The sequence below is a fragment of the Microbacterium sp. genome (assembly GCF_029263575.1).
Lineage (GTDB): Bacteria > Actinomycetota > Actinomycetes > Actinomycetales > Microbacteriaceae > Microbacterium.
Map to the genome: position 1 here is coordinate 1 of NZ_JAJUFV010000113.1, position 9,303 is coordinate 9,303.

General features: G+C 64.2%; 9 protein-coding genes. 4 read left to right on the plus strand and 5 right to left on the minus strand.

Annotated elements, in window-relative coordinates:
• Positions 1-336 precede the first annotated feature (336 nt).
• The 5 genes from Q1J95_RS11385 to Q1J95_RS11405 all read right to left on the minus strand — a co-directional run bounded on the left by Q1J95_RS11385 (position 337) and on the right by Q1J95_RS11405 (position 4,206).
• The gene (locus tag Q1J95_RS11385) at positions 337-867 is read right to left on the minus strand and encodes a DUF305 domain-containing protein (protein ID WP_036276247.1); all 531 of its coding nucleotides are present in this window, start codon (positions 865-867) and stop codon (positions 337-339) included.
• Between the two features lie 222 nt (positions 868-1,089).
• Positions 1,090-1,491, minus strand: coding sequence for a four-helix bundle copper-binding protein (locus Q1J95_RS11390; protein WP_247963183.1), 402 nt, complete (start codon positions 1,489-1,491; stop codon positions 1,090-1,092).
• 587 nt (positions 1,492-2,078) lie between these two features.
• Complete coding sequence (locus tag Q1J95_RS11395) at positions 2,079-2,918, minus strand: F510_1955 family glycosylhydrolase (RefSeq protein WP_029153981.1); 840 nt, start codon at positions 2,916-2,918, stop codon at positions 2,079-2,081.
• Between the two features lie 144 nt (positions 2,919-3,062).
• A complete protein-coding gene (locus Q1J95_RS11400; RefSeq protein WP_300267675.1) occupies positions 3,063-3,671 on the minus strand; it encodes a DUF305 domain-containing protein in 609 nt (202 codons plus the stop codon).
• Between the two features lie 91 nt (positions 3,672-3,762).
• On the minus strand, positions 3,763-4,206 hold the full coding sequence (locus tag Q1J95_RS11405) for a DUF6153 family protein (RefSeq protein WP_029153946.1): 444 nt from the start codon (positions 4,204-4,206) through the stop codon (positions 3,763-3,765).
• A gap of 168 nt (positions 4,207-4,374) precedes the next feature.
• Here Q1J95_RS11405 and Q1J95_RS11410 point away from each other — a divergent pair, with 168 nt between their 5' ends.
• From Q1J95_RS11410 to Q1J95_RS11425, 4 genes are all read left to right on the plus strand, one after another.
• A complete protein-coding gene (locus tag Q1J95_RS11410) occupies positions 4,375-4,635 on the plus strand; it encodes a YHS domain-containing protein (protein ID WP_029153945.1) in 261 nt (86 codons plus the stop codon).
• Positions 4,636-4,706: 71 nt separating this feature from the next.
• The gene (locus Q1J95_RS11415; RefSeq protein ID WP_300267677.1) at positions 4,707-6,917 is read left to right on the plus strand and encodes a heavy metal translocating P-type ATPase; all 2,211 of its coding nucleotides are present in this window, start codon (positions 4,707-4,709) and stop codon (positions 6,915-6,917) included.
• Positions 6,918-7,438: 521 nt separating this feature from the next.
• Positions 7,439-7,798, plus strand: a complete 360-nt coding sequence (locus Q1J95_RS11420) for a metalloregulator ArsR/SmtB family transcription factor (RefSeq protein WP_188438254.1) — start codon at positions 7,439-7,441, stop codon at positions 7,796-7,798.
• The coding region (locus tag Q1J95_RS11425; protein WP_300267679.1) for a cation-translocating P-type ATPase at positions 7,795-9,303 on the plus strand (1,509 nt) is incomplete at its 3' end. The genes Q1J95_RS11420 and Q1J95_RS11425, both read left to right, overlap by 4 nt.

Below are 9,303 nucleotides of genomic sequence, written 5' to 3' on the forward strand. Positions count from 1 at the left end.
CATGGGTTATGAGGCAGATAGGTTACGAGACACCTCGACGAGCTGAAATCACGGACCGATTGAGGAAGTCCACAAAGCGCTGGGGAGTTGTTCGTTCCGGACCTTCCGACGTAATCGTGATCGACGCATCCAACGTCGAGAGCAGTTGTCCGGCGCTCCGCCGAATACCTACCACACGCGTTTCGGCGCGGTTAAGTTTCGGTGGGGGGTTTCGGCGGCTCACGCTTCGGCGTGTCGCGCACTTGATCATCATCGTCGGCGTGAGCGCCGGAATCGATCGTTTCCGGCAGGCTCTCGGAGCACAAGCCATGATCGGCCGATTATCGCTACCAATCGTCATCCGTCGTCCGAGCACTGGCGGTCGGCTGCCCGTTCGAAGTCTGGAACGGGTCGGTCTTGCGCGTCCTCGGCCGTCAGCGCGAGTCCGTTGCTTTCGATGTCGGCGATGAGCCAGTCCATTTCGAGGATCTCCCGGCGCTGCGCTTCGCTGATTTCAACCGCAAGTTCGCAGACGCGGACATCCTGCAGCTGTGCTCGCTCGGATCGGGTGATCGCGAGCGAGTGATGCGGAATCATTGCGCGCATGTACGCGGTGTCGTCGACGGTGATCTGGCTGCGGTCGAGGGCGATGCCTCCTCCGAGGAGGAGAACGCTGACGATGATGACCGCAATGTTCGCTTTCCTGTGCTTGTACATGTTGAGCATCCAGGCCAGCATGACCAGCCCCATGGCGCCGCCCATAGTGAGCGCCATGAAGACGCGGCTTTCGCTGAAGCGTATGTGCCCCCATTCCCACACTCCAGCGAACATCGTCCAATACATCACGACCATGCCGGTGAGAATCATCGCCGCGAATCGCAAGTACATCGTCAGCGATCCGTGCTTTTTCGTCCCCGCTTGTCGTCCACTTGTTTCGTGCGTGTCCTTCGACATATGCCTCACCTGTTCGTCTCAGCTCGTTGCGCGGTAGCGCGATTGATGACGACGTGTGGCGCAAGAGCGCTCGCTAGTCTGCTTCGGCTCGGTCAACGGGCATCACTGGATTGATGCGGGTAGCGAAGAACTGCACGACGCCGTCGAGGTGGCTATTCAGAGCGTTGCGAGGAGCGCGGCGCAGGCGTCTTCGCATCGCCGGCAGGCCGCAGCACACACCGTGCAGTGTTCGTGCATCGTGTGCTTCTCGCACTCGTCGGCGCAGCTCGCGCATGCCGTGCGGCACGCTTCGAGGGTCGCGCGGGTGAGGTTGGCGTCGTACCCGGTGTGCCTGGACAGGATGCGTCCGGTGGTTTCGCAGAGGTCGGCGCAGTCCAGGTTCGTGCGGATGCACTTCGTCAGCTCGGCAACCATTTCCTCGCTCAGGCACGCGTCGGCGCATGCGGTGCATGATTGCGCGCACTCAACGCACGCCTCGATACACTCCACCAGCACCTTCCGGTCAGCCTGACCAAGGTCCTTCGGGTAGGTGCGGAGCATTTCCGCCGCGACAGTCATAGTGGCTCCTCTCGTCATTGTGGAGTCTTCAAACTACGACCGCACCTCGCTCCCGAGGACCCCGTTGAATACCCCGGGAGGGCATGGTAGTTCAGCGGCAGATCATCGTCGCAGCGATTGCTGTGCGGTGACGATTATTCCGTTTCTGCAGCGTGACTGGGTGGAGTTCGAAGGATCAGAGCCAGGGCGGCAATGACCATGATTACGGCGATGTCAAAGCTGGCGATCGTGTACGTCCACCAAGCGACGTCGGTCGATTGGGCATCATTGATCAGATGCGCGAGCGCGAGGGCTGGACCGCAGATCAAGAGCATATATCCAAGACGCACGAGCCTTCGATGCGTCCGCTCCGCGGGACTGCGAGGCGAAGGCGCGCCGGGTGAGGACGAGTGCACGGCCGTCAGATGGTGTAGCGGGTCGAAGGGTGATCTGGAGCCGGTGGGGGTCATCAGAAGATCGCTCCAATCGCGAGAAAACTAGCAGCGGCGAGGAGGACAACGGCGATCGTCGCTACGATGACGAACAACACGAGGTTCCGAAAGGGGTTCTTGGGCGCTTTCACGAGGAATCCTTGGGCACGGGCCGCGTTATTGGGCGGGACTCAGCACAGTGGTGCTGTCCGGTGAGACTTCAACGATGCCCCGGTCATCGACGAGGATGACGCGGTCGTCGATGACAGTGAGGGCTTGAACGGCGCCTTGGAGCGATTCGAGCTGATGCCAGGTTCCATTTTCATCCTCTGTCCACAGGACGCCATCGGTGCCTGCGCCGAGAAGAGTGCCGTCAGTGCGAGCCTCCAGCGCGTAGAGCACAGGTGTTCCGTCGACTGGAGTGAATGTGTTACCGCCGTCGCTGCTGAAGAGAACGCCTTCTTCGGCTGCAGCGTACAAACCGGATTCGGTGACCGCGAGATCAGCGGCGCCGAGGGACGCACGCTCCGTCCAGTTGTTTCCCTCGTCTGTGCTGGTGAGCAGGTTCACTTGGCTAGAGGGGACGCCGTAGAGGGTGCCGTCCGGGGCCGCGGTGAGGATGTGGAAGTCGGTGGTTCCGTTGAGAGCAATAGGCGACCAAGTGTTCCCGTAGTCGTCGCTGCGGATGATGCCGAGGTTGGGCGATCCGAGTTCGGCCGGGGTCTTTTCGCCGGGATGCCCGGAGGCGAACAGCGCGTCTCCCGAGACCGTGAATCCCATGGCGTCGAAGGCGTGACCGCCGATCGGGCCGGAGATATCCCCATCTGGTGTGAGAGTGAAGATTCCGTTGTGCGTGGCCACCAGCAGATCATCGCCCCGGGGATCTTGGGCGATGCCGTGGATGTGGTCGATGCGGGGAGCTGAGTCCGGGTTGCCGAGCGGTGTCGCGGTGCATCCGGTGGCGACAGCCGCCAGGACGGTCACAGTGACGGTTGCGAGAAGGAGTGAGCGTTTCATGATGGTTTCCGTTAGTGGCCTCAAGCGGGCCTGGCTTCACGACGCGCAACAAGAGCACGCCGACGTCTGACTGCTGCCGCAATGGGGCAGCACGGATGACAGGTCCGGGCGGGACGATCGGATACCGGCCCGCCCGGAGGATTCCTACAGCTGGCCGAGGAGTTCCTGCATCGTGGCGATCTCCGCCGTCTGGTCGTCGATCACCTGTTGCGCGAGCTCGAGGACGTCCGGGTTCTGCGCATCATCAAGCGCCGTCTGCGCCATGTCGACGGCACCTTCGTGGTGCACGATCATCTGCTCCAGGAACAGGCTGTTCGCCTCGACAGCATCCGCGCTCTCCAACATGGTCATGTCCTCTTCGGACATCATGCTGTCGTCACCGCCCATCGAACCGTGATCCATGCCTCCCATGGAGTCGGGGTCGTACTCCACACCCCAGTCTTCGAGCCATCCGAGCATCTTGTCGATCTCGGGGCCCTGCGCCGCCTTGATCTGCTCGGCAAGTTCCACCACGCGTGCGTCGGCACCGTCTTTAGCTAGCAGCATGTCGGCCATCTCGATCGCCTGCTCGTGATGAGGGATCATCATCGTGACGAACATCTCGTCAGCCTCGTTCGCTGCCGAAGTCGACGACGACTGAGACGGGGAGGTGGATTCGCTGGACGGTGCCGTGCTGTTGTCAGCGCAGCCGGTGAGAACCAGCGCAAGGGTCAGTACACCCGTACTGACAGCAATGGGAAGCTTCTTATTCATGGTTGTTCCTTCGATACGTCGTGTGAGGGTTCGCAAATGATGGCGCCAGACGGCGCCAGGAATCCGACCCATCAGGGTCGGCGGCGACTACTCAGGTGCGACTTATCGAAAGGAACGTCAGCGAGGGTGCCCGGGGAAGGATCCCGATCGCTTCCCACCTCACCAGGCTTACAGCACGGTGAGGGGGCAGCCGGTGACGCTGAATCAATATCGGAGGGAGGAGGAGAAGCAGACCGGCAAGCAACGCCAGCACGCACGCAATCAGCATCTCGTTGTGACCCTGCCCATGTCCGGTGTTCACATGACACGCACCCTCACACGCGGTGGACTCGCTCGCGACGGTTGACGCCGCTACGGTGGCGTGCTCCTCCCCGGCTGCGGAGTGGGTGAGTCCGACGGATCCGTGTCCCGCAGGTTCGGAGGTGAAGGTGTGCATCGCCAGCAAGCCGACGATAACCATCAGCGTGGCCCCGCCGAGCATCAACAACGCGCGCAACGACAACTGCGGACGTGCGCCACGAACTGCGACGTGCATACTCGGCCTCCTCCATTCCGTGCAGGATGCTAACACCACGATCTATGCGCCGCCCGCCCTGATCCTTCAGCGCCGCCATGTATATCCTAGTGCGGAATACCCACAGGGGGTATATCGTTAGGCATACCGACGCCGCACTCCGGTGTTTGAGAGAAAGAGGAACAAAACATGTCAGACTCCACTGGATCCTGCTGCAGCCGCAACAGCCACGGTTCCGTCGACGCCGAAGGACGCAAGGATCTCCTCACCCCGCCCGCGGAAGATCTCGCCGAATGTCCTGTGATGGTAGGCAGCACCGTCATCAAGGCGGATGCAGAAGCTGCTGGCCTGTACCGCGATTACGACGGCACCCGGTACTACTTCTGCTGCGCTGGATGCGGGCCCGCGTTCGACGCCGACCCGGCTAAGTACGCCACCGCTGCTGCCTGACACCGTTTCACGGTGCGGGGCACGCCAGACAAGTCAGCCCCACGGTTCTCAATTCCGAGGAGGATAGGCCCATGAGCCACTCGCGTAACGACGGCGCGGAGCACACCCACGCCCACCACGACCACGCGGCGTCGACCCCCGCAGTGACGACCGAAACTGACCACGATGCGCACGCGGGACATCAAGCAATGGCGCATGCACCGCAGTCAGACGCGGCCGCGCACAGTCACAGAGACCACGGAAGCGACAACGCGCCCTCCGGTCACAACACCCACGCTGGACACGGCGGTCATGCAGGCCATGGCGACCACGTCGGGCAGTTCCGTCGCCTGTTCTGGATTATGCTCGTCCTCGCCGTCCCCACGGTCGCGTTGTCGGGCATGTTCTCGATGATCCTCGGCTACACCCTCCCCGATATTCCGGGTCTGTCCTGGGTATCCCCGGTGCTGGGCACTGTCATGTACGCGTGGGGTGGAAAGCCGTTCCTCGTCGGTGCAGTCAGCGAGCTCCGCGCTCGCAAGCCCGGCATGATGCTGCTCATTGGCCTCGCGATCACCGTCGCGTTCGCCGCCTCCTGGGGCGCGACGCTCGGCGTGCTCCATCACGAACTCGACTTCTGGTGGGAGCTCGCCCTCCTCATCGTCATCATGCTTCTCGGGCACTGGATCGAGATGCGCTCCCTCGCCCAGACGACTTCCGCCCTGGACTCACTCGCCGCTCTTCTCCCCGATGAGGCAGAGCGCGTCGAGAATGACCAGGTCGTCACGGTCTCACCGACCGATCTCGTCGTCGGCGACGTCGTCATCGTACGGCCGGGTGGCAGCGTCCCCGCCGACGGGCGCATCGTCGACGGACGGGCCTCGATGGACGAGTCCATGGTCACGGGCGAGTCCCGCACCGTGGAACGCGGCAGCGGCGACCACGTCACAGCCGGCACCGTTGCCACCGATTCCGGGCTTCGCGTCGAGATCACCGCGACCGGCGACGACACGACCCTCGCCGGCATCCAACGTCTCGTCACCCAAGCGCAAAGCTCCTCGTCCCGCGCACAGCGGCTCGCGGACACCGCCGCCGGATGGCTGTTCTGGTTCGCCCTGGGTGCTGCGGCGATCACCGCGATCGTCTGGACGTTGGTCGGCTTGCCTGACGCGGCTGTCATCCGCACCATCACCGTCCTCGTCATCGCCTGCCCGCACGCGCTGGGCCTGGCCATCCCGCTGGTCGTCTCAATCGCCACCGAACGCGCCGCCCGGGGCGGCGTTCTCGTCAAAGACCGGCTCGCGCTCGAAAGCATGCGCACCATCGACACGGTCCTGTTCGACAAGACCGGCACCCTCACCAAGGGCGAGCCCGTCGTCTCCGAGATTTCCGTCGTCGACGGCACCGACCCCGACCAGATCCTCGCACTGGCCGCCGCCGCAGAAACTGATAGTGAGCACCCGCTCGCGAAGGCCATCGTGCGCGCAGCCGCCGACAAGCAGCTCACCATCCCGCGCAACGGCGACTTCACTTCCTCACCCGCTGTGGGCGTCACAGCGACCGTCGACGGGAAGATCATCCGAGTCGGTGGACCGCACCTGCTCACCGAGGAGAACGCCGACGAGCTCCCGGTCGCCGATCAGTGGCGGACGGATGGCGCGATCATCCTCCACGTCATCCAGGACGGCCGCGTCGTCGGCGCGTTGAAACTCGCCGATGAGGTGCGCTCGGAATCCCGGGAAGCCGTCGACGCCCTCCACGCACTCGACGTGCAAGTGGTGATGATTACCGGCGACGCGGAAGCCGTGGCGCAGGCCGTCGCCCAAGACCTCGGCATCGACCGCGTCTTCGCCGGAGTACGCCCGGAGGACAAGGCCGCCAAGGTCCAACAACTCCAGAACGAGGGCCGTAAGGTCGCAATGGTCGGCGACGGCGTCAACGACGCCCCTGCCCTCGCGCAGGCCGACGTTGGGCTGGCGATCGGTGCGGGCACAGATGTCGCGATCGCCTCTGCTGGTGTCATCCTCGCAAGCGACGATCCCCGCTCGGTGCTCTCCGTGATCGAACTGTCACGGGCTTCTTACCGGAAGATGAAGCAGAATCTCTGGTGGGCTGCCGGATACAACATCATCTCCGTCCCTCTCGCCGCCGGCGTCCTCGCCCCCATCGGATTCGTGCTCCCGATGTCGGTCGGAGCGATCCTCATGTCACTATCCACCATCGTCGTCGCCCTCAACGCACAACTGCTGCGCCGACTCGACCTCCGCCCCGACACCACGACCCACGTCATCCTGAACCGCTGACCACAATCGCCGGAGATCAAGACGCCATGCGGGAGAAGAGTTCACCTGCCCGTCACCCGACGAGTAGATCATGTCAGTGCAGCGACCATGCTGCAGACCTCGCGAGCCGACCTCCTCCGCACCTCCGCGGAAGACCTGGGGCTCGACATGAACGCCTGCGATACAGCCGTCGCCGCCCCCCGTCACAAGGGAGAGAGTCGAAGCCGACTTCAACGATGGATAGTATCTCGGTATCAGCGGCACACCTACCTTCTTCCTAGATGGCGAGAAGCTCGAACTTACACAGCTCAGCGACCTGACCGATGCCCTCGATGAGGCGACAGGACGCTGACCCTGGAGAGCCTTGCGCTCTCGACTCTGACCGCGTGCCTGCCGAAGCGGCCTGGTGCTGTGCCCCGAAGACGCCGCACCCACGCGCGGCAACGGATAGATATCGGCGATCGAGCGCGAGCGGACGCGCTTCGGTTAGATCGAGACAGCAGGATTCTAGATAGGTCAGCACCTACTGTATAGTTCAGTGCATGCTGACTATTGCTTCACGTCTTGATGTGATGAACCGGCTCGGGCGGGCCATGGCGGATCCGACGCGTTCCCGGATCCTGATCACCCTGCTCGGAGGATCGAGTTACCCAGCCGTTCTCGCACATGAGTTGGAACTGACCCGCTCGAACGTCTCGAACCACCTCACCTGCCTGCGAGACTGCGGGATCGTGGTCGCTGAGCCTGAGGGCCGCCAGACCCGTTACGAGATCGCTGACCCGCATCTTGCTGCTGCCCTCGTCGCGCTGGTGGATGTGACGCTGGCTGTCGATGAGCACGCACCCTGCGTGGACTCAGCGTGCACGGTGCCGGGCTGCTGCGGTACAGGGGCGAACGCATGAGCGCAGCGTGTGGCTGCGAGCACGAGCCTGCAGCTTCGGTGGACGATGAGACCGAAGAGGTGGAGCGGCCCTGGTGGAGGGACCGCGGGATCATGGTGCCGGTCTTCTCCGGTGTCGCATTCCTGGCCGGTCTGATCCTTGAATGGTCCGGCCTCGAGATCCCGGCGCTGGTGTTGTTCTGGGCCGGCCTGCTCCTGGGCGCGTCGACGTTCACGCCCGGCGCGATCCGGAAACTGTTCAAGGGCAAGCTCGGCATCGGGCTGCTGATGACGATCAGCGCGATCGGCGCGATCATCCTCGGCTATGTCGAGGAGGCTGCAGCTCTGGCGTTCCTGTACTCGATTGCTGAGGCGCTCGAGGACAAGGCGATGGACCGCGCCCGGGGCGGCTTGCGGGCGCTGCTGAAGCTCGTTCCGGAGACAGCGACCGTGCTGCGTGACGGCGTCTCCGTACAGGTGCAGGCGCGAGAGCTAACGGTCGGGCAGGTCATGGCGGTTCGCCCGGGTGAGCGGATCGCGACCGATGGGATCGTGCGTTCTGGCCGCTCCAGCCTGGACACCTCGGCGATCACCGGGGAGTCGATCCCGGTCGAGGTCGAGCCCGGCGATGCGGTGTCGGCCGGTGCGATCAACAGCGCCGGTGCACTGGAGGTCGAGACGACGGCCGCGGGCACCGATAACTCGCTCACGACGATTGTGGAGCTGGTCGAGAAAGCGCAGACGGAGAAGGGCGAGCGTGCTCGTCTGGCGGACAGGATCGCCCGCCCGCTCGTACCTGGCGTGCTGATCCTCGCAGCGCTCGTCGCGATCATCGGTTCGCTGCTCGGGGATCCCGAGGTGTGGATCACCCGCGCGCTCGTCGTACTGGTCGCGGCCTCTCCGTGTGCGCTGGCGATCTCGGTGCCGCTGACGGTCGTCGCCGCGATCGGTGCTGCGAGCAAGTTCGGCGTGATCATCAAGTCCGGCGCCGTTTTCGAGCGCTTCGGCACGGTCCGGCACGTTGCCGTCGACAAGACCGGAACACTCACCCGCAACCAGCCCGCGGTCACCGCCGTGCTCACTGCGAACGGCGTGACGGAGGCTCAGGCGCTGGCGTGGGCGGCTGCGTTGGAGCAGCACAGCACGCATCCTCTCGCCTCAGCGATCACCGCCGCGGCCCCGGGGACACCGGCAGCTGCGGACGTGACCGAGCAGGCTGGCCACGGCATCGACGGCACTGTCGGCGGATCGAGAATCACCGTCGGCAGTCCTCGCTGGCTGGACGCCGGCGACCTCGCGGAGCGGGTCGCGGAGCTGGAAGAGCAGGGCATGACCGTCGTGATCGTGCATCGTGACGGGTCACCGGTCGCCGCGATCGGCGTTCGTGACGAACTGCGCCCTGAAGTCCCCGAGGTAGTCCGGACGCTCACCAACCAAGGCGTCGGCGTGACGATGCTCACCGGAGACAACGCCCGCACCGCTCGTGCACTGGCCGCGCAGGCCGGTATCAGCGACGTGCGCGCGGAA